This window comes from Campylobacter coli LMG 9860, from assembly GCF_000254135.1.
GTDB lineage: Bacteria > Campylobacterota > Campylobacteria > Campylobacterales > Campylobacteraceae > Campylobacter_D > Campylobacter_D coli.
In genome coordinates this window covers 22,355-42,746 of sequence record NZ_AINS01000013.1, presented here as the reverse complement: position 1 = coordinate 42,746, position 20,392 = coordinate 22,355, and the positions used below count along the sequence as shown (strand labels likewise).

The window sequence follows — 20,392 nt, the reverse complement described above, 5'->3', positions numbered from 1 at the left end:
TTGGTATGAAATTTAGCGATGATGATATAGGAGAATTTAATAAATTTCTTTCTCAAAACACTTCGGCAAAAATTATAGATATTAAGGCTTAAGATTTTTTAAATTATAAAAATCAAGTTAAACTAAAAAAATTCTTCTATTTTTTTTCGCATTTCTTCGACATTGTCGATGCGATTAACACTATCTCTAAAGGCTGAAGCATCTTTATGGCCTTTGGAATACTCGTGTAAATGTTTACGAAATATACTCACACCTTGATCTTTATAGTGTTTTATCATTTCGTCAAAATGAGTGAGTATGATTTCTTTTTTGAGTTTTTCATCTACATTTTTACCACTTTTGATTTCATAAAATATCCAAGGATTTCCCACACTTGCACGCCCTATCATAAGTCCATCACATTTTGTGATCTCATAAACCTCTTTAGCATTTTGAGCATTGATATCACCATTTGCGATCACAGGAATTTTCACGCTTGCTTTAGCACTAGCAATAGAGTCATAATCGGCTTTTCCACTATAAAGCTGTTTTTTTGTGCGTCCATGAATACTTACAAAATCCACCCCCAAGCTTTCGCAAATTTTAGCCATTTTTTCGGGATATTTTTCATTAAAGCCTAAGCGAAATTTAACACTTGTAAGGCTTTTTTTATTGTTTTCTTTAATCACTCCCACAAGGCTTTTAAAAAGCTCTAAATTTTCTAGCAGAGCACTTCCTGCACATTGTTTGACGACTTTATTTACAGGACAACCACAATTAAAGTCAATGCCATCTACAAAATCCATTTCATTAAGCATTTGAACTGCTTTTTTAAGCACTTCTTTATCACCCCCTGCAATTTGGACTATATAAGGGTTTTCAAGTTCAGCTCTTTCTAGCATATGTAAGGTTTTAGAGCTTTCATAAACTAAAGCATTGGAACTTATCATTTCACTTATTGTGATATCTGCACCAAATTTTTTTACCACATTGCGAAAAGGCAGGTCTGAAAAACCCGCCATAGGAGCTAAAAATAAAGGCTTTTTGCTAAAATCTATCATTGTATAAGCTGATTTAAATCGATTTTGATATTTTTTTCACGCAGGATTAAAAAGGCTTTAAAATCATTGAATTTTTTGTCATCATTATGAATTTGTTCTCTGAGTTCATCTAAAAGTCCAAATTCAGCTAAAAGATATAAATACGCTCTTAAAGCTTCACTTTTTTCATTTTTGATTTTGTTAAAAATTCCTATAACTGCGTCAGGATTTAAAAGCTTAGTACTTAGTTTTGCTATATCAAGATAGTCTTTTTCACTAAGGATATTGTGAGAAAGTAAAACTTCATATTCAGCAGCATTAAGCTCTAAATTTCCTTCTTTAAAACGCTTGATGAGTGTAAGGATATGACAAGGTTTTTTTGTGATTTTGATATTTTTAATTTGCTCATAAGTTCCTTTTTTTATCAAACTTTCAAAAGCCAGATCTTGGAATTCGTCTTGAGTTTGACTAAGGTTTTTGATTTTGGAATAAGCATAATTTATATCATTTTTGATATGATTTTTTTCATTTTCTAGAAATAAGATATTATTATTTTCGAGTTTAAATTTGTTAAGATTGAAGTATTCTTCTTTTTTAATACCGTCTATAAGATCTAAAATTTCATTGATTTTATTTGCATTAGGGATTTTTTCATGTGTTTTTAGGGTTTTAGCTAGCTGTGCTACTTGTCTAAATTCCTTTGTTTGAAAGCTGATATTTGATTCTTTTTCCAAAAGAAGGTCCCGGGTAAAATTTTCAAATTTGGTAGAATCTTTGAAAAAATGCTTAAATTTTAAAGTGAGTAAAAAATAATAAAAACCCATATGAATGATGGCAAAAAACACTAAAGGTATCAAAGGTAAAATAAGCCATATCATTATAGGTAGCTCGAAGCTATATGTATTGAAATTTAAAGTATAATTTCCTAATTCTAAATACCAAGCAAGAGCAAATATAAGAGCTATATAAATAAAGCTTGCTATAAAAAATAATCTAATTTTCATAACTCTCCTTTTTCTAAATTTTCGCGGCATACGATGCAGTATTTTGCATGAGGTTTGATTTTAAGTCTTTCTATGGCGATTTCTTCATCGCAAGATTCGCATATTCCATAAGTGCCATCTTTGATTTTTTCTAAAGAATCTTCTATTTCTTCTAATTCTTGTTTTAAATTAGCACTGATAGCAAAATCAATTTGCGATCCTGTTTCAATAACAGAAAAATCCACACTATCACTTGGGACGCTATTATGTAAGGCTTCAATTTCTTTAGAATTGCTTTGCAAATTTTCCAATATAGTTTTTTTTCTATTTTCTAAGATAGTTTTAAAAACTTGTATTTCATTCTTTTTCATTGTTTAACCTTTTATTTGTGATAAGGATGATTTGAGTTGATACAAAAAGCACGATAAATTTGTTCTAAAAGTAAAATTTTTACAAATTGATGTGCTAAGGTGAGTTTGCTTAATGAAAGTCTAAAATCTAAACTCTGGCTGAATTCATCCCTTAGGCCATAAGCACCACCTATAAAAAAATTTAAATTATTTTTATCTGCTATGAGTTTTGCAAATTCTACGCTTGTAAGCTCCTTGCCTCTTTCATCAAGAACTATGCAAAAGCCTTTTGTATAAGGAGCAAATGCCTCTTCATAGCTTAATTTAGCAGCTTGTGCATTTAAATTCTGCGCCGCAGCTATTTTTTTATTAAAGAGATTGTGTTCTTTAAGATCTGCAAATTTGGAGATAAGTTTTGCGTACTTCTCACCCCAAATTTTAAATTCATCGTTTTTTTGTATGTGAAAAATATTAACTTGCAAGTTATTTTCCACAAAAGAATTTAAGAGTATCGCTAAGGTATTTTTTCATATCTGAACGCTCTACTATCGCATCTATGAGTCCATGTTCGAGTAGAAATTCAGCTTTTTGGAAGCCTTCGGGTAAATCTGCACCTATGGTTTGTTTAATTACTCTTGCTCCTGCAAAACCCACCAAAGCGCCTGGTTCAGCGATGATTAAATCTCCAAGCCAAGCGAAAGAAGCGCTCACGCCACCCATAGTAGGATCGGTTAATACACTGATATAAGGGAGTTTTTCTTTGCTTAAAAGTTTTAAAGCAGCGCTTGTTTTACTCATTTGCATTAAAGAATAAGTACTTTCTTGCATTCTAGCTCCACCGCTTGCACTTACAATAACAACAGGAGTTTTATCTGTGATGGCTCTTTGGATTGCTCTAACGATTTTTTCGCCTTCTACGGAGCCTAAAGATCCTCCCATGAAAGAAAAATCAAATACCACAAGTTGAGTTTTAAGGCCATCTATAAGGCATTCTCCACTAATGACCGCAGATTTTCTACCGGTTTTGCTTTCACCCTCGCTTAAGCGTTTTTTATAGGACTTGCTGTCAACAAATTTGAGCGGATCTATGGCTTCTAAATTTGCATCATATTCAACAAAGGTATTTTCATCACTTAGGAGTTTTATCCTATCCATAGGAGAAATTCTCATATGATAAGAACATTTAGGGCATACATTAAAACAAGATTCTATTTCTTTATAATACATTAAAGCATGGCAACTCTGGCATTTTACCCAATGATTTGGAGCCTCTTTGGTGCTGGGTTGTTGTCTTCTGATTTTTGAAAAAATATCTGCAAAATTCATAATAATTCACCTAATTATTTTAAAAATTCCAAGATTATATCAAAAATTTTCTTATCTTTACTTATGAGAAGGAAATTTTCATTGTTTTCTATATATAAATTTTTACACAACATCAAAGCTCCTGCAGTATCAAAGATTCGAGTTTTTCCTAAAACTAAAACAAAGCTAAAATATGGAGCATAAGCAATGCTTAAAGCTGTAGCGCCCAAAGAGCGAAATTTAAGCTTATTTTGTGCAAGGTGGTTGATAAGACTTGGGCAAAGCGTTATTTTTTCTACGATTCCAATTTGAGAAAAATGATTAGGCAAAAAAGGAGAATAGTTAGGATTGAAAAGATTTGATTTTAAATTTTTATTATCATCAAAAATTAAAATTTCATGATTTGCTAGATTGCAAATAAAAGCACTTTGAGCTTCTTCATCTTTAAAAAGTGCTGCAGATGTTCCATAAAAGGGTATTTTAGAAACAAAATTTGAACTTCCATCTAAGGGATCAAGAATGATTTTATAAGGACTATTTTCTCCGATCAAGCCACTTTCTTCGGAAAAAATTTGACCTAGGTTGCAAAGGTGCTCTATAAAGATTTTTTCACATTTTAGATCAAGCTTATAGCTTTGATTATTATCAAAGCCAAGTTCGGGACAAAAGCTAAGATCGCTTTCGCAAATATTGTTAAGATACTCGCTAATTTGCAAATTTGCTTTTAGGCAAGCATCTAGAAATTGTTTCATTAAAAGCGTGTTCCTAGGTTAAATTCAAAAGTATTGGTATCATCACCTTTTTTATCGTTGAGTGGTTTAGCAAATACAAGTTGCAATGGCCCAATAGGAGTGATCCATTCTATACCTAAACCTGTACTCATTCTTTGAATTTCATCAAGATTTTTATTTCCTATCATCCCATAATCAAAAAATACACTACCGCGAAGTTTAATTCTATCGATTAAAGGAAAGCTAAGCTCTACAGAATTTGCAAAAGCTATAGTTCCACCCACTTCATCTCCCCATTCATTTTTAGGGCTTACAGTTCTACTTTCAAAACCGCGAAGAGAGCGAATACCACCTAAATAGATTCTTTGATTGATTGGAAGATAGCCTTCATCCCAAACTTTATAAAAACTTGCTTTATAACGATAAATAAGATCATAACCTATATAATCTTGCAAACCTTGATAAAAGTTAAATTTTGAACTCGATGAAAGGAATTCTTGATCTCCTCCAAGTCCTGCATATTCTAAGCTTGTTGAAGCGATAATACCTTTTCTTGGGAGATAATAATCATCAGTGTTGTTAAAAGTAATAGCAGGAGTAATAGAGCTTTTTATAGTTTTGCCAAGCTCATAACCTGTTCTTAAAAGTGTTGGGCTTAGATGATAGATATCACTTTGCTCAAGATTGTAAGTTAAACTTACATTATAATATCTTGCAAATTGACGACCTAGGGTGATATCAAAACCGTAATTTTTTTCAGAGTAATTATCCCATTCATAATCATTAGAATAAAGCGTTCCGCCCAAGCTGTATTGACTATCAAGAATGCGTGGATTTATAAGACTGATTCTCCCTGATAGGGTATCATCACTTTTATCTACACTCACAGAACTTTTAATACCTGAACCAAAAATATTGGTATCTGATAATGAAGCATTGAGTAACAAACCATCGCTTGAACCATAACCAATGCCTCCTGAAATAGCACCCGTAGAAGCTTCTTTAACATTGACGATTAAATCTATATGTGTATCATCTACTTTTTCTTCTTTAATTTCTACATCATCAAAATAAGAAGTTCTTCTTAAAGCATTTGTAGATTCACTTAAATCGGTGCGATTGTATAAATTTCCTTCGGTGATATAAAGTTCGCGACGTACTACTCTATCGACCGTGCGAGAATTTCCAGAAATGATAACATTTCTTATATAGACTTTATCGTGAGGAATGACCTTAAATACAACGCTAGCTTCTTGGGTTTGATCATTTTTTTGAATATCAGGATAAACCTCTGCAAAAGCATAGCCTAAATCAGCACTTTGTGTTTCTATGGTTTTTACATCTTTGCGAATGTCTTCTATATTGATAAGTTTGCCTTGGGTTGAGCGTAGGTTTTTTACATTTTGTATATTTTCTTCCTCGCTAAATAAAGGATTTTCTATACTTATATTCTCAATTTTATAAGGCTTGCCTTCTTTGATAAAATAAGTCAGATTGGCCTGATAAGTATCGGTATAGGTTTTAAGATAAGGCGAGGATACTTGTACATCAAGATATCCTTTTTTCATGTACTCATCGCTGATTCTTGCGCTATCATTGCTTAATTCAAAAATTTTGAGTTTTCCATCATTTCTTCCCCACATCCAGCCCATAAATTCTTTTTCTTTATTGACTATAGCAGGTTCAATATCTGAATACGAAAATTTCTCTGCCCCGCTTAAATTGACATTATTAATGATGATATTTTCTCCGCGATTGACTATAAATTCAAGCTCTAGTCCTTCGGTATTTTCTAGAGTTTTTTTTCTGTATTCTACTATGGTATCAAAATAGCTTTTAGCCTCATAATAAGCTTTGATGCGTTCGCTTGCTTCTTTAGCGCTTGCTTCATCAAATAAAGTTCCTCTTTTTATACCCAAAATGCTCTCTACTTGTTTTCTATCATTAGATGCAATTCCTGTAATGCTTATTTTAGCTATGCTTGGTTTTTCTGTGACAATGATATTTAAAATACCATTATTTTCCTCTACGGCAATATTTTCGAAATAATTTTGTTTATAAAGGTTAAGTATGGCGGTATTGATTTTATCAAGATTTATTGTTTCGCCGATTTTTAATCCTGTAAGATTTAAAGCACTTGCATTTGAAAGATGATTTAATCCGTTAAATTTAATTTCTTTAATTACTGCTGCATTGCTTAGTGCAACTAAGGCACAAATGCTGATGATTTTTTTCATTTATTTTTACCTAAAGCTTTATTAAAAATTTGTATAATAGCAGAAAAAATTTAACAAAGAGATTGAGATAATATTATGAAAGTAGTAATTATAGGGCTTGGATTGATAGGGGGTTCTTTAGGACTTTGTTTAAAGGAAAATAAATTAATTTCTTGTGTGTATGGTTTAGATTCAAGCAAGGAAAATGAGCAAGATGCTTTAAATTTAGGACTTGTTCATGAGCTTATAGAATTTGAAAATTTGCATTTGTGCGATATGATTTTTATCGCAACGCCTGTAAATGCTATCATAGAGATTTTACAAAAATTAGTAAATTTGCCTTCAAATACAACCATTATAGAGCTTGGAAGTACAAAAAGAAAAATCATAGAAAAATTGCCTGCAAAGCTTACCAAACAAACTCTTTTTGCCCATCCTATGGCAGGAACTGAAAACAGCGGCCCAAAAGCGGCTTTTAAAGAGCTTTATAAGGATGCTGTTTGTGTGTTGTGTGATAGTGAAGTGGCTGATGATTTGCACCAAAAAAGAGCAGTAGAAATTTTTTCGCATTTGGGTATGAGGATTGTTTTTATGGATAGCACAGCTCATGATCATCATGCCGCTATTATTTCGCATTTGCCGCATGTGATTAGTTTTTCTTTAGCAAATTTTGTGATGAAAGAAGAAGATAAAAGAAATATCGTTCATTTAGCGGGTGGTTCTTTTAAGGGTATGAGTAGGATTGCTAAATCATCTCCTATTATGTGGGGGAGTATTTTTGAACAAAACAAAGATAATGTTTTAAGTTCTATTGAATTTTTTCAAAAAGAATTAGAATTTTGCAAAAAGATGATTGAAGAGGATAAAAATGAAGAATTAAAGTCTTGGATGCAAAAAGCCAATACTTTAAGAGAAATTTTGTGAAATTTGCTGGATATTTACTGAAATTATAATAAAATTTTTTTAAGTTTTTTAAGAAAAAATAAATTTTGTTAAAATAAAAATATATTTAGGAAAAAATATGGCGAGAAAAAAAGGAAAAATTTATTTATATTTGTTAGTTTTGGTTTTAATCGGTGTTTTGGCGTTTTTTATTTCAAAAACGAATGCTTTTGAAACAACACCTCCTAAAATCCTTATGCCAGATATCATTTATAGTGATCTTAAAAAACCTATTTCAGTTCATGTAAAAGATGATGAAGGTTCTATTGAAAGTGTTCAGATTTTCTTGCAAAAAGAAGGCAATGAAACAGGTATGCCTATAGCGGATGAAAAAATTCAAAATTCAAATGATATTACCTTACAAGTTGCTCTACCAAAACTTGCCTATAAAGAAAAAGTAAAATCTTTTATCATGGAAATTAAAGCCAAAGATAAGAGTTTTTGGAATTTTTTCGGTGGCAATGAAGCGAGCAAACAAGTCCTTATCATGATTGATGATAGTGCTCCAAAGGTAAATGTATTGAGCAATTCTTATCAGATTGAGCAAGGAGGTGCTGCTAGTGTTGTGTTTTCAGCTAGTGATGCAAATTTAGATAAGGTTTATATCGAAACAAATACAGGAAAAATTTTTCAAGCTACTCCTTATTTAAAAGAAGGCTATTACGCAGCTCTTATAGCTTGGGATGCAAGAGATGAAGAATTTCGTGCTTATATCATTGCTACAGATAAGGCAGGAAATATAACCAAAGAGCGCATAAGGTATTATTTTGTCAATCGCAAATACCGCGTTTCAAATATCAATCTTACAGATAGATTTTTAGATGGCAAAATAGAAGATTTAGCACAAGAATATGCGCCAAAGGATAACAATTTTACGCGTTTTGAGAAATTTAAATTTGTAAATGAAACCTTAAGAGGCAATAATGAAATTTTGATACATAAAATCACTTCAGAAGTGCCTGAAAGTAAAATCGATGATTTTAAAATCGATTTATTTTTACCACTTCGAAATGGTATGAAGGTAGCAGATTTTGCTGATCATAGGTATTATTCTTACAATGGACAATTTGTAAGCGATTCTTATCATATGGGTATAGATTTAGCAAGCGTGGCAGAAGCTCCTATTATAAGTAATAATTCAGGCAAAGTCGTATTTGCAGAAGAAAATGGAATTTATGGACTCAATTTAATCGTCTATCATGGTTTTGGAGTTTATAGTCTTTATGGGCATTGTTCTTCTAAAAGTGTTGAACTTGATGATATTTTAAGCAAAAAAAGTGTAATAGGTAGAACAGGTGTAAGTGGATTGGCTTTGGGGGATCATTTGCACTTTGGTGTTTTAGTTCAAGGTGTTGAAACACGCCCTGAGCAATGGCAAGATAAAAAATGGATAGAAAATAATATTTACAATGTTTTAAACGAAGGTAAAAAAATAATTTTAGGAAAAAATTAATGAAACAATTAACTTTAGCAAAAACTGTCAAAGGCGTAGGTATAGGACTTCACAAAGGTGAGCCTATAGAAATCACTTTAGAGCCTTTAGAAGCAAATAGTGGGATAGTTTTTTTTAGAAGCGATTTAAATGCTACTTATAAAGCAAGCCCTGAAAATGTTATCAATACTCAAATGGCAACGGTTTTGGGCGATGAAAGGGGATTTATTTCTACTATAGAGCATTTAATGAGTGCAATCAATGCTTATGGGATAGATAATGTCCGCATCGTTTTAAATGCTAATGAAGCACCCGTAATGGATGGATCAAGCATTAGCTTTTGTATGATGCTTGATGAAGCAGGGGTTAAAGAGCTTGATGCACCTAAAAAAATTATGGTGATTAAAAAGCCTATAGAGGTAAGAGACGGTGATAAATATGTGCGTTTAACTCCGACCAAAGAACCGCGTATTAATTATACTATCAAGTTTGATAATGCTGTTATAGGCGAACAAAGCTATAATTTTGAATTCAGTAAGAAAAACTATATAGAAAATATAGCAAGAGCTAGGACTTTTGGCTTTTTAAAAGATGTTCAAGCCCTTAGAGATATGAATTTAGCATTGGGTGGAAGTTTAGAAAATACTATAGTGGTAGATGAAAATCGTATTTTAAATCCTGAAGGTTTGCGCTTTAAAGATGAATTTGTAAGACATAAAATTTTAGACGCGATTGGAGATTTGACTTTGCTTGGGTACCGTGTTTTTGGAGATTATATTTCATATGCTGGAAGCCATCATTTAAATCATTTACTTACTAAAGAAGTTTTAAAAGATAAAGATGCTTATGAGATAGTGACCCTTGAAAAAGCAAATGAAAAAGCTTATGAAAAGGTTTTTGCATAAAAAATTCATTATTGCTTAATGCCTTATCTAAGCCTTTGATGATTGGGATTTATCAAGATGATAAACTTGTAAAAAGCATAGAGAGTGAAGAAAAGGCAAGCGAGTTTGTACCCAAAATTTTAAAGATTTTGCTAAAAGAATTTAGCTTTGATGAATTCATTTATGCCAATGGTCCAGGCTCTTATATGGGGATTAAAATTTCTTATGTAAGTCTTAGGACTTTGAGTATAGTGAAAAATATCCCTCTTTTTGCTATCAGTGCCTTTGAGCTTAACAACAATCAACCCATTGCCGCTCATAAAAATATGTGTTTTGTAAAAAAAGAAGATGAGATCATCTTCGAGGAAAATACAGCTGGAGAGTTTTTTTTACCTCCAAATTTAAGCAAGCTTAATAAAAAAGATGATAATCTACCTTTTTACTTTTTATCTGCAATTTAAAGAATTTAGGAAAAAAATTGAAAATTTTAGTACCTGCTACAAGTGCAAATTTAGGCCCTGGGTTTGATTGTTTGGGATTGAGTTTAGCACTTTTTAATCATACTATTATCGAGAAGTCAAATTTTTTTAGTATCAGCGTCAATGGTGAAGGAAGCGAGAATTTAAGCCTTAAAAAAAATAATATTTTTGTAAGTATTTTTAATGAAATTTATCAAAGATTAAGTGGTAGAAAAGATCATTTTAGATTTATTTTTGATAATGCCATTCCTTTATCTCGCGGACTTGGCAGCTCTTCAGCAGTGATTATCGGTGCTATTGCAAGTGCTTATGAGATGGCAGGTTTTAAAGCAGAAAAAGAGAAAATTTTAAATAAAGCGTTAAAATACGAGAATCATCCTGACAATATAGCTCCTGCAGCACTTGGGGGCTTTGTAGTATCCATGGTAGAAAATGAAAAAGTTTTCAGTATAAAAAAAGATTTGGATGAAAATTTAAATGCTGTTGTGGTTATACCTAATGTGGCGATGAGTACAGAACAAAGTCGCAACGCCTTGCCTTCGAATTTAAGTTTGAAAGATTGTGTTTTTAATCTTTGTCATTCTTCTTTTCTTACGGCTTGTTTTTTAGAAAAAAAGTATGATTTGCTCGCTCTTGCTAGTAAAGATTTATTACACCAAACGCGTAGAATGCAAAATTTACCCGAGCTTTTTGAGGTGCAAAAATTTGCTCTTGAAAATAAGGCTTTAATGAGTACGCTTTCGGGTTCAGGCTCAAGCTTTTTTAATTTAGCATACAAGGATGATGCAAAGCATTTAGCTCAAAAAATGGAGCAAAAATTTAGAAATTTTAAAATTCTTTGTTTAGAATTTGATAATAAAGGCTTTAAAATTTGCTAAAAGAAGAAAAAAAAAGATATAATTTTGTAAAAGATAAACATGAGCCCATTCGAATGTGTATAGTCTGTAAAAATCGATATTTACAAAAAAATATGCATCGATTTAAACATTTTCAAGGTGAGCTTTATAAAGACTTTGCTTTTGGACGCAGTGTTTATTTGTGTGAGACTTGTATTTTGAGTGAAGGCAAAGTCTTGCAAAAAGCATTTTTTAAATCTTGCAAAAATTTAAATACAAAAATCACTCAGCAGAATTTAAAGGAGATAGTTTTAAATGGCAAAAATTAGAATTCATGAAATTGCGAAAGAATTAGGCTATGATAGCAAAGAAATTATCGAGAAAGCAAATGAATTGGGATTGAATATCAAAACCGCATCTAATGCTGTAGAACCCGAAGTTGCAGCAGGAATTTATGAGTATATACAAACTAAAATTATACCCGAGGCTTTCAAGAAAAATTTAAAACAAGATCCTGTAAAAAAAGCCAAAGCTGCACCCAAAGAAGAAAAAAAAGAAGAAAAATCACCTAAAGAAGTAGAAACAAAAGCTCCAGCTAAAGTCGTAGAAGAAGTAAAGCCTGAGCCAAAAACTCCTGAAGAGCCTAAAGAAAACATTCAAGAGAGTTTAGCGAGTGCGACTCTAGCTAAAAGAAGAGGGCTTGTGATTGTCAAAAAGAAAAAAGATGAAGAAGAAGCTGCGAAAAAAGAAGAGCCAAAGGCTAGCACTCCTTCAAATGATGAGCGTCTTAGCTTAAAAACCATGTTTTCAAATGCGGATGAAAATTTAAAGAAAAAGAAAAAAGAGAAAAAGCCTTTTGTAGCGACTAAGAAAGAAAGTGCTGAAAAAATGGACTTTTTAGAAGGCCATGATTTTGCTGATATTTCTTTAGAAGATGAAGATGTGGTGGTTTTACCTGATTTTAGTGTAAAAGAACAAGAAAAACCACAAAATACTATGAAAAAACCACCTAACTTTTTGCGTCAAGCAGTAGGAAATTCAGCAAATCTTGGGCTTGAGGGTGGAATTCAAAGAAGAAGTCGTAAAAAACCACCTAAAAAAGTTGAGAAAAAAGAAAATGAAGCGGTTTCGAGCGTAGAAATTTCAAAAGAAATTCGTGTTTATGAATTTGCAGATAAGATAGGCAAAAGCGTGAGTGAAGTGATTTCAAAACTTTTCATGCTGGGTATGATGACAACTAAAAATGATTTTTTAGATGAAGATGCGATTGAAATTTTAGCTGCTGAATTTGGTATAGAGATCAATATCATCAACGAAGCAGATGAGTTTGATTATGTAAAAGACTATGAAGAAGAAGTTGATGAGAAAGATTTGGTAAGTAGAGCACCGGTGATTACTATCATGGGGCATGTTGATCATGGTAAAACTTCTTTGTTAGATTATATCAGAAAATCACGCGTTGCAAGTGGAGAAGCAGGGGGTATTACCCAACACGTGGGTGCTTATATGGTAGAAAAAAACGGGCGTAAAATTACTTTTATCGATACTCCAGGTCACGAAGCTTTTACTGCTATGCGTGCAAGGGGTGCAAGTATCACTGATATTGTAATCATCGTTGTAGCCGCAGATGATGGGGTAAAACCACAAACCAAAGAAGCGATAAATCATGCTAAAGCAGCAGGTGTGCCTATTATTATTGCTATTAATAAAATGGATAAAGAAGCGGCAAATCCTGATATGGTAAAAACTCAACTCGCAGAAATGGAAATTATGCCAGTAGAATGGGGCGGATCTTATGAATTTGTAGGAGTTTCGGCTAAAACAGGAATGGGGATTGAAGATTTACTTGAGATCGTGCTTTTACAAGCTGATATTTTAGAACTTAAAGCCAATCCAAAAAGTTTTGCTAAAGCAAGCATTATAGAAAGTTCTGTGCAAAAAGGGCGTGGTGCGGTAGCTACTATTATCGTGCAAAATGGAACACTTACTGTAGGAAGTACTGTGGTTGCAGGCGAGGCTTATGGAAAAGTGCGCGCAATGAGCGATGATCAAGGCAAGGCTTTAAAAGAGATCAAACCGGGTGAATGTGGTGTTATCGTAGGGCTTAGTGAAGTGGCTGATGCGGGTGAAATTTTAATCGCAGTAAAGAGTGATAAAGAAGCAAGAGAGTATGCTAACAAGCGCCACGAATACAACCGCCAAAAAGAACTTAGCAAATCCACTAAAGTTAGCATTGATGAGCTTGGAGCTAAGATCAAAGAAGGTAATCTAAAAGCCTTGCCTGTTATTTTAAAAGCTGATGTACAAGGATCTTTAGAAGCCTTAAAAGCAAGCTTAGAAAAGCTTAGAAATGATGAAATTAAAGTCAATATCATACACAGTGGAGTAGGGGGGATCACGCAAAGCGATATAGAGCTTGCAAGTGCAAGTGAAAACTCCATCGTACTAGGCTTTAATATACGCCCAACCGGAGAGATCAAAGAGCGTGCTAAAGATAAAGGCGTGGAAATAAAAACTTATAATGTTATTTATAATCTACTTGATGATGTAAAAGCCTTGCTAGGTGGTATGATGAGCCCTATCATCTCTGAAGAACAACTTGGACAAGCAGAGATTAGACAAGTGATCAATGTACCAAAAATCGGACAAATTGCAGGTTGTATGGTAACCGAAGGGGTGATTAACCGTGGGGCTAAAATTCGCCTTATCCGTGATGGAGTTGTGGTTTATGAGGGAAATGTAAGCTCACTTAAACGCTTTAAAGATGATGCTAAAGAAGTGGCAAAAGGCTATGAATGTGGCGTAGGTATAGAAGGGTGCGATGATATGAGAGTGGGTGATTATATAGAAAGCTATAAAGAAGTAGAGGAACAAGCAAGTCTATGAACCCAAGTGAGATTAAAAAACTACGCACTGAAAGTATCTTAAAAGAGCTGATCCCTGAAGCTTTAGCAAATTTAGATGATGAAAATTTGAAAAATTTGTGTGTAGTGGATGTAGAGTGTAAAAAAGGCAGATATGATGCTTTTGTGTATCTTGATAAGATGTTTTTTAATGTTCATGAGCAAGAAAAAATTTTATCTTCTTTAAAAAAGGCAAGTAGAGCTTTGCAAAATTACTGCATGAGTGAGCAGGGTTGGTATAGGTGTCCGAATTTTCATTTTAAATTTGATGATAGGCTTGAGTATCAAAACCATATGGATGCACTTTTTGAAAAAATAAAAAAGGATAAAAATGAATCTTGAAGCCCTTTGCAAAGAAGTGAATTTAGAGCTTTATGATAGCGAATTAACTAGCGAAAATGGCAAGAAAATTTACCGCGTTTATGTGATGAAGCCCTTAGATGAAAAGGGTGAAAGAAGGGGTGTGAATTTGGATGATTGTGCAAGGCTTAGTGAAATTTTATCACCTATTTTCGATGTGGAACCACCTGTAAGTGGGGAGTATTTTTTAGAAGTATCTTCAGCAGGACTTGAGAGAAAACTTAGCAAGATAGAGCATTTTGCAAAAAGTATCAATGAGCTTGTAAAAATCACAACAGGTGAAAAAGAAAAAATCGAAGCAAAAATCATCAGCGTAGAGGATGAAAATATCACTTTAGAAAATTTAGAAAATCAAGAAAAAACTACTTTAAAATTTAGCGATATTAAAAAAGCCAGAACCTTCATACAATGGTAAAAATTTAGATTTTTAAATTTTTACCTATCTTTTATATAATTAAAATTAAACACAAAAATTCAAAAGGCATACAATGCTAGAAGATAAATACGATTGGAAAATAAGTAAGGCAGATCAAAATGGTAATGTGTATTATTATTTTCCAAAAGATGAGGATGAATTTAAAGAAGCAGTTGTGAAAAATGGTGGTATGAGTGTGTATGTTTATCAAGAGGGTAGATTGATAGATGAATTTCATACAAAAAGTCGAGGTTATAAATGGAAAATTCCTATTTTTGGTTACTTTGAAAAATATGCACAAAGATGGAGAATATTTTCATAGATATTATAAAAATTGTAAATTTTTTGCGATTGTGGATTGAAAGGAAATGGTATGAAATTTGTCGAGTTTAATTTTTCAAATGGAGAAAAAATACAAACCCAAATAAAAGAATCAAATGAAGAAAACTTTAGAGCATTTTTAGAAAAAAGACTAAAGAATTTTGATCAATATATCAAAGCTACAAAAGGGATAATTGAAGAATGCAAAAGACTAAATATCGTTAATAGAGATGATTTTGATACATTTCAAATAAACTCTATAGAACTTTTAAAAAAATTATTATTTGAATTAAAAAAAGGATTGTTGCAAGAATACAATAATAAAAGTGGTAATGGATGTCCGCATGCTTGCATTAATTCCCATTATTTAGAATTTGTAAAATATGTCAATGCCTATAAAGAATATACCTCAAAAGATATGGTTAAGTATTTAAAAACAAGAGGCGGAGATAAAGAATTTAAGGTAGAAATAAAAAATCAAAAAATAGAAGTTATTGCCAGTGTTGATAATATTATTAGAACATATTCTTTGGAAAGGTTTTTAAGATATAGCGTTTTAGGTAAAATTGAAGAAGATTCAAGCTATGCTAAACCATTGTTTGAAGATATATTAAATAATTCAAACCTTAGCATAATCAAGCTAAGCGAAAATGAAAAAATTTATAAAGAACAGCATTTTGAAAATGAAAAGATACTAAGCGAAAATCAAAATCTATCTTTAAATCAAATTCTTTATGGGTCTCCAGGAACAGGAAAAACTTACCATACTATAGATAAGGCCTTGGAAATCTTGGGTGAAAATTTAGAAAGTAGAGATGAGAAAAAAGCTAAATTTGATGAGTATGTAAAAAATGGACAAATAGTCTTTACAACTTTTCATCAAAGCTATGGATATGAAGAATTTGTCGAGGGTATAAAACCTATGATGAATAATGAAGCAAATTCACAAGAAATACAATATGAAATAAAAGATGGAATTTTTAAAGATATATGTAATAGGGCTTTGGAAAATTATGAAAATAGCAATTTAAATACAGAAGAGTTGAGAGAAAAGATAAAGCTACGGGAAAAAGTTGAAAAATTTTTAAATCGACTTTTAGAAACAAATGAGCCTATTAGCAAAACAAAAGGTGGAAATTTTTTTATCAATAGCTTCAATAATAATACAATTGAAATTTATAGTGAAGATGTAGAAAGGTTTGACGGTATTTTTAAATTAAGTTTGTCTACATTTATAACATTATTAAAATCTAATATTGAATTTAATAGCGCTGTTGAAATGTTTAAAAAAGTATTTGATAGAGATTATGCTGATAGAACTCATACTTATTATTTTAATTTGGTAAATAAATTTAAAGAGTATGAAAAACAAGCAGTATTAAAAACCGAAGATAATAAAATTAGTAGCAATTCTTTAAATTCTTACATAATCATCATTGATGAAATCAATCGTGGTAATGTAAGTAAGATTTTTGGTGAGCTTATCACCTTAATAGAACCTAGTAAAAGGATAGGTGAAAGCGAGGAATTAAAAGTTACTTTGCCTTAGCGGTAAAAAATTTGGAGTACCTAAAAATGTATATATCCTAGGCACTATGAATACAGCTGATAGAAGTATCACTTCTCTTGATACAGCCTTAAGAAGAAGATTTGAATTTGTAGAGATGATGCCTGATCCTGATTTGCTTAAGAATGTTTTTATTTGCAAAGATGTAGAAAATCCAAATAAAGATGAAGATTATTTAGGAGATGATGCTAAAACAGAAGGTTTTGCAGAGATACTTCAAAATATTTTAATAAGTATAAATAAAAGAATTGAGTTTTTATTGGATAGGGAAAAAACCATAGGACACGCATTTTTTATGAGTGAAGCTGTTAAATTTAATAAAGATAATTGGTGTAAACCAGATGAATATGAAGAAGATTGGTATGTTTTAAGTATCTCAAAATTAAAAAGTATTTTTCAAAATAAAATCATCCCGCTTTTGCAAGAGTATTTTTACAATGACTATGCTTTAATTAGCGCAGTTTTAAATGATAATGGTATGATTGAAAAATGTGAAAAAGATGATAAATATCTACAAAAAATAAAAAATTTGGACAATGTAGATAGCGAGAAGATTATTTATAATATTGCTTCATTTGATAATAAAATTTGGAACGATATAAAAACTTATCAAGCTATTTATAATGATGGGGAAAATCAATCAAAAAATGATAAACAATAACACCTTTTCCATCATCGAGCACCAAGCTTTTTCTAAAGAAGATTTGCAAGGAATTTTCAAAGAAAAGGCTAAAAAATTCTATCAAGAGCTAGAAGACTTTGCTAAAAATAATGAAAATTTTCTAGGCTTTAAAAACAAAAACACCCTAACAGCTAAAAATTATGTAGGCATTATCCAAACCAAAAGTGGAGTTTTAGAAATTTTACCAAAATGTACAAATTTGGACGGTTATAAAGATAAAGAGTGCAAATTATCTACTATCTCGAAAGAAAAACTACTAAAAAATTATATTTTAAATCAAATAAGTCAAGCTAAAACCAGTGAGAATTTTTATGGAGAGGATTTTGCTTTCAATCCCAAAACCCTTTTAATCAATATGCTAAAAACCTTAAAAAATTCTCCTTTTAAAAAATCCCAAATTTCATCTTTGCAAATTTCTAAAATGCCTTTGCTAGAGGTATTTATCGCAATGTTTTTGGACGAATTGGACGGGGTTTATAAAAAGGGTTTGAAAAAGGATTATATAAGCATTGAAGAAAATAGAAATTTTCTTAAAGGAAAATTGCAATTTAGCCAACATTTAAAACAAAATTTAGTTCATAAAGAAAGATTTTTCACTCAAAGTGATGAATTTATGCTCGATATTGCGCCCAATCGCCTTATAAAATCCACTCTCAATCTTTTAAAATCCAAAACCACTCACCATAAATTTAAAATCATCAAAGCTTTGGAAATGTTTGATGAGGTGGGATTTTCTACAAATTATGAAAAAGATTTCACTTATAAAATTTCAAGACATTTTGATTATTATGAAAATCTACTTTCTTGGTGTAAGATCTTTTTGCAAAATCAAACTTTTGCACCTTATAAGGGCAAAAATGAAGCTTTTGCCTTGCTTTTTCCTATGGAAAAACTTTTTGAAGATTATGTAGCTCATATGCTAAAAAAAGCAAATCCGACTCAAAATATCAAAACTCAAAGCAGCGGAAAATACCTGATCTCAAAAAAGGGTGAAAAATGCTTTATGTTAAAGCCTGATTTGTATATAGAAAATGAAACGATTTTAGATACCAAGTGGAAAATTCCAGATAGCAATGAAGATAAAAAGCATGGCATAGCGCAAAGTGATTTGTATCAAATGTTTGCTTATGCTTGTAAATTTAAAATTCATGATATTAAATTGATCTATCCTTTATGTGAAAGAACGATGAGTTTGCAAAATACAATAAAAGAATTAGAATTCAATGCAAATGAGCATTTGGCATTTTTAAATGATAATAGCCCTTTGAAAACAAATATAAAAGTGCAAGTGATTTTTGCACCTTTACCTTTTTAGTAAAAACTTTGCTAGCAAGTGTATCAAAAAGCCAAAGCAAGCTACAGCTATGATACAAGCACCGCTTGAGAGATTAAAATAATAGCTTATTATAAGCCCTAAAATGCAAAAAATCATACTCAATACACTTGCTAAAATCATTATTAAACCTAGTTTTTTTGTAAAATTTTCAGCTATAAAGCTAGGTATGCTAAGTAAAGCCATGATCAAAATAATCCCCACAAGGCGTATAGAAATCACTATGCAAAATGCCATAAGTGCGATTAAAAGATAATGAAAAAAGCTTGTATTTATCCCTCGCACTTTTGCAAATTCGACATCAAAGCTTAAAGCTTCAAATTGTCTATAAAATAAAAGCATTAAAACAATCACCACCCCATCTACTATCGCCATCAGCCATAGATCTTGCATTCCTACTGCTAAAATATTTCCAAAAAGATAAGCCATCAAATCCGTGCTATAACCTGGACTTAAATCTATAAGTATGATCCCAAAAGCCATCCCAAAAGCCCAAATCACAGCGACTATGCTATCGCTTCTGTGCTCATAATGCTTCGATAAAAATGCTACCAAAAAGGCTAAAAAGAGCGTGAAAATACCTGTGCTGATCAATATAGGCAAAGAAAAATAAAACGCTATACCAATACCCCCAAAAGCCCCATGCGTGATGCCTCCTGCTATGGAAAAGAGTCGATTTATCATCACAAGCGTACCTACGACTCCACAAGCAATGCTGACTAAAACCGCAGCCAATAAAGCATTTTGAAAAAAGGTGAAATTTAAAATTTCAAACATGGCTTTCCTTTGAAAATTTCAAACAAAAATTTTCTTTTTTAAAATTTGATTTTTTTAAATTTCTTCTTGCAAATTCTTGTTCACAAATTTTTTTCTTCTCACAATTTTCTTCATCGCAAAAGCAAGAATTTAAACTCATTTCTACATCGCAAAAATGCGAATGATTTTCATAAAGGTGTTTTAAAAATACGCTTTTGTCTTTTTCTTTGGTATTGGTATGCAAAAAGAGTTCTTTGTTTAAATACGCGATTTTATCACTATAAGCAAGCACGAGATTGATATCGTGGCAAATGAGTAAAATTCCTATGCCCTTTTCATGCAAAGAACTTAGGAGTTCAAAAATTTGAATCGCGGATTTGCTATCAACGCTTGCTGTAGGCTCATCTAAGATCAGCATTTTACATTCATCGACTAAAGCTCTAGCAATAAAAACGCGTTGTTTTTGACCTCCGCTTAATTCATTGATTTTTCTATCCCAAAAATCCTGCATACCTACACTTGCTAGAGCTTCTAAGGCTTTGTTTTTATCTTTTTTACTATAAAAACCAAAAATTTTTTTATTGACAAGTCCCATTAAAACGATTTCTATAACCCTTGGGCAAAAGTTAGGATTAGCTAGAGTGTGTTGAGGGACATAGCCGATTTCATTTTTTTTAATCCCATGAAAACTGATAGTTTTTTTAGTCTTTAAAAGCCCTAGGATGAGTTTTACAAGCGTAGATTTTCCCGCACCATTAGGGCCGATGATAGAAAGAAAATCTTTACTATCATAGCTTAAGTTGATATTTTTTAAGATTGTTTCGTTATTGTAAGCGTAATTAAGATTTGATATTTCAAAAAAAAGCATTAAAAAACCT

19 protein-coding genes and 3 pseudogenes are annotated in these 20,392 nt (G+C 31.7%); 13 read left to right on the top strand and 9 right to left on the bottom strand.

Annotated elements, in window-relative coordinates; genetic code table 11:
- A pseudogene (locus CCO88_RS10870) lies at positions 1-92 on the top strand (hypothetical protein); the annotation flags it as partial.
- 30 nt (positions 93-122) lie between these two features.
- On the opposite strand, the gene CCO88_RS02630 reads toward CCO88_RS10870, so the two are convergent.
- From CCO88_RS02630 to bamA, 7 genes are read right to left on the bottom strand one after another with little or no spacing between them, the layout of a single operon-like run.
- Entirely contained in the window at positions 123-1,040 is a 918-nt protein-coding gene (locus CCO88_RS02630; RefSeq protein WP_002806273.1) for a tRNA dihydrouridine synthase, read from the bottom strand.
- Entirely contained in the window at positions 1,037-2,023 is a 987-nt protein-coding gene (locus tag CCO88_RS02625) for a hypothetical protein (protein WP_002806274.1), read from the bottom strand. Before CCO88_RS02625 ends, CCO88_RS02630 begins: the two co-directional genes overlap by 4 nt.
- Positions 2,020-2,373, bottom strand: a complete 354-nt coding sequence (dksA, locus tag CCO88_RS02620; RefSeq protein WP_002780131.1) for an RNA polymerase-binding protein DksA — start codon at positions 2,371-2,373, stop codon at positions 2,020-2,022. The genes CCO88_RS02625 and dksA overlap by 4 nt, the downstream gene beginning before the upstream one ends.
- A gap of 11 nt (positions 2,374-2,384) precedes the next feature.
- Positions 2,385-2,834 carry a 23S rRNA (pseudouridine(1915)-N(3))-methyltransferase RlmH gene (locus CCO88_RS02615; RefSeq protein ID WP_002780129.1) on the bottom strand — a complete coding sequence of 150 codons (450 nt, stop codon included), beginning with the start codon at positions 2,832-2,834 and terminating at the stop codon, positions 2,385-2,387.
- A 1-nt stretch (position 2,835) separates the two neighbouring features.
- Positions 2,836-3,678: an acetyl-CoA carboxylase, carboxyltransferase subunit beta gene (gene accD, locus CCO88_RS02610; protein ID WP_002780124.1), complete on the bottom strand. Its 843-nt coding sequence runs from the start codon at positions 3,676-3,678 to the stop codon at positions 2,836-2,838.
- Between the two features lie 14 nt (positions 3,679-3,692).
- Positions 3,693-4,409, bottom strand: a complete 717-nt coding sequence (locus tag CCO88_RS02605; protein WP_002780122.1) for an inositol monophosphatase family protein — start codon at positions 4,407-4,409, stop codon at positions 3,693-3,695.
- Entirely contained in the window at positions 4,409-6,625 is a 2,217-nt protein-coding gene (gene bamA, locus CCO88_RS02600; RefSeq protein WP_002780120.1) for an outer membrane protein assembly factor BamA, read from the bottom strand. Before bamA ends, CCO88_RS02605 begins: the two co-directional genes overlap by 1 nt.
- Before the next feature lie 75 nt (positions 6,626-6,700).
- Here bamA and CCO88_RS02595 point away from each other — a divergent pair, with 75 nt between their 5' ends.
- The 12 genes and pseudogenes from CCO88_RS02595 (at position 6,701) to CCO88_RS02540 (ending at position 18,740) form a co-directional block, all read left to right on the top strand.
- Positions 6,701-7,528 (top strand): prephenate dehydrogenase, encoded by an 828-nt coding sequence (locus CCO88_RS02595; protein WP_002780118.1) that lies wholly within the window; start codon positions 6,701-6,703, stop codon positions 7,526-7,528.
- 97 nt (positions 7,529-7,625) lie between these two features.
- Complete coding sequence (gene pgp6, locus CCO88_RS02590; RefSeq protein WP_002783805.1) at positions 7,626-8,999, top strand: peptidoglycan metallopeptidase Pgp6; 1,374 nt, start codon at positions 7,626-7,628, stop codon at positions 8,997-8,999.
- Positions 8,999-9,883 (top strand): UDP-3-O-acyl-N-acetylglucosamine deacetylase, encoded by an 885-nt coding sequence (lpxC, locus tag CCO88_RS02585; RefSeq protein ID WP_002778660.1) that lies wholly within the window; start codon positions 8,999-9,001, stop codon positions 9,881-9,883. The genes pgp6 and lpxC overlap by 1 nt, the downstream gene beginning before the upstream one ends.
- Before the next feature lie 11 nt (positions 9,884-9,894).
- Positions 9,895-10,323, top strand: a complete 429-nt coding sequence (locus CCO88_RS02580; protein ID WP_002839263.1) for a hypothetical protein — start codon at positions 9,895-9,897, stop codon at positions 10,321-10,323.
- Between the two features lie 17 nt (positions 10,324-10,340).
- Positions 10,341-11,219 (top strand): homoserine kinase, encoded by an 879-nt coding sequence (gene thrB, locus CCO88_RS02575; RefSeq protein WP_002806289.1) that lies wholly within the window; start codon positions 10,341-10,343, stop codon positions 11,217-11,219.
- Positions 11,220-11,272: 53 nt separating this feature from the next.
- Positions 11,273-11,506 carry a YlxR family protein gene (locus CCO88_RS02570; RefSeq protein WP_025399319.1) on the top strand — a complete coding sequence of 78 codons (234 nt, stop codon included), beginning with the start codon at positions 11,273-11,275 and terminating at the stop codon, positions 11,504-11,506.
- Complete coding sequence (gene infB / locus CCO88_RS02565) at positions 11,493-14,063, top strand: translation initiation factor IF-2 (protein WP_002839260.1); 2,571 nt, start codon at positions 11,493-11,495, stop codon at positions 14,061-14,063. Before CCO88_RS02570 ends, infB begins: the two co-directional genes overlap by 14 nt.
- A complete protein-coding gene (rbfA, locus tag CCO88_RS02560) occupies positions 14,060-14,422 on the top strand; it encodes a 30S ribosome-binding factor RbfA (RefSeq protein WP_002778650.1) in 363 nt (120 codons plus the stop codon). The genes infB and rbfA overlap by 4 nt, the downstream gene beginning before the upstream one ends.
- Positions 14,412-14,855, top strand: coding sequence for a ribosome maturation factor RimP (rimP, locus tag CCO88_RS02555; RefSeq protein ID WP_002778643.1), 444 nt, complete (start codon positions 14,412-14,414; stop codon positions 14,853-14,855). The genes rbfA and rimP overlap by 11 nt, the downstream gene beginning before the upstream one ends.
- 73 nt (positions 14,856-14,928) lie before the next feature.
- Positions 14,929-15,217 (top strand): annotated as a pseudogene (locus tag CCO88_RS02550) (hypothetical protein).
- Positions 15,218-15,228: 11 nt separating this feature from the next.
- Positions 15,229-17,404, top strand: a pseudogene (locus tag CCO88_RS02545) (McrB family protein).
- Positions 17,367-18,740 carry an McrC family protein gene (locus CCO88_RS02540; protein WP_002803980.1) on the top strand — a complete coding sequence of 458 codons (1,374 nt, stop codon included), beginning with the start codon at positions 17,367-17,369 and terminating at the stop codon, positions 18,738-18,740. Before CCO88_RS02545 ends, CCO88_RS02540 begins: the two are co-directional and overlap by 38 nt.
- Here the strand turns inward: CCO88_RS02540 and CCO88_RS02535 are convergent.
- The gene (locus CCO88_RS02535) at positions 18,729-19,535 is read right to left on the bottom strand and encodes a metal ABC transporter permease (protein WP_002803979.1); all 807 of its coding nucleotides are present in this window, start codon (positions 19,533-19,535) and stop codon (positions 18,729-18,731) included. The two genes, CCO88_RS02540 and CCO88_RS02535, sit on opposite strands and share 12 nt — an antisense overlap.
- Positions 19,528-20,382 carry a metal ABC transporter ATP-binding protein gene (locus CCO88_RS02530; RefSeq protein ID WP_002780105.1) on the bottom strand — a complete coding sequence of 285 codons (855 nt, stop codon included), beginning with the start codon at positions 20,380-20,382 and terminating at the stop codon, positions 19,528-19,530. The genes CCO88_RS02535 and CCO88_RS02530 overlap by 8 nt, the downstream gene beginning before the upstream one ends.
- Positions 20,383-20,392 lie beyond the last annotated feature (10 nt).